Below are 646 nucleotides of genomic sequence, written 5' to 3'. Positions count from 1 at the left end.
CCGTTTTTCACATAGTCACAAGTGGCAAGATTAAGCACTTTCTGCTTGTCTACGCCACGCTTGCTGTCATAGATAACTTCACTTATGGAAGCGTGATAACGGAAGTGTGATTTTTTTATCAGACGGGCATTCCGGCTTTGATTCCGGTTATCCAGTTCGTAAGCATTCAGCAAACCCCGTCAAATCCCAGCCTTGATTCTTCGTATTTTTGTGTCCATAACCAATATTGTGCAAATATGAAGAATATGACATTAGACCAATTCAAGCAGACATACGAAGACTGGAAGTTGTCTGGTTTGTCCGTCCGTGATTATTGTAACAATACCGGATTTGACGAAGGTAAATTTTATTACTGGCGTAGGAAACTAACCGATTCAGCTCTTCCCGATACACAAGGATTTGTTCCTGTAAGAATGAACAATCTGAACGGTAAACTGAACATTACTACTGCTTCAAAAGAGATAGAATCTAAAAGCGATTCAGAATGTGAGATTATATACGCCAATGGTGTAACGCTTCGTATCAATAGTGCAATATCACTTGAGGTGCTAAAGTCATTAATCCTTTTATGCCAGTAAGCCATGTTTTGCCTCAGTGACTCAGATCGTTTTTTCCTTTACCCTTATCCGACTGATATGCGAAAGAG

General features: G+C 39.9%; 2 protein-coding genes. One reads left to right on the top strand and one right to left on the bottom strand.

Features of this window, described 5'->3' with window-relative positions; genetic code table 11:
- A partial coding sequence (locus H6A27_RS15695; protein WP_420867868.1) for an ATP-binding protein occupies positions 1–173 on the bottom strand: 173 nt, incomplete at its 3' end.
- A gap of 63 nt (positions 174–236) precedes the next feature.
- Between H6A27_RS15695 and tnpA the strand changes: the two genes are divergently transcribed.
- A complete protein-coding gene (tnpA, locus tag H6A27_RS14515; RefSeq protein WP_154044119.1) occupies positions 237–578 on the top strand; it encodes an IS66 family insertion sequence element accessory protein TnpA in 342 nt (113 codons plus the stop codon).
- Positions 579–646: the final 68 nt, after the last annotated feature.

The sequence above is a fragment of the Bacteroides caecigallinarum genome (assembly GCF_016902295.1).
GTDB lineage: Bacteria > Bacteroidota > Bacteroidia > Bacteroidales > Bacteroidaceae > Phocaeicola > Phocaeicola caecigallinarum_A.
This window is presented reverse-complemented; position numbering and strand designations above follow the sequence as displayed.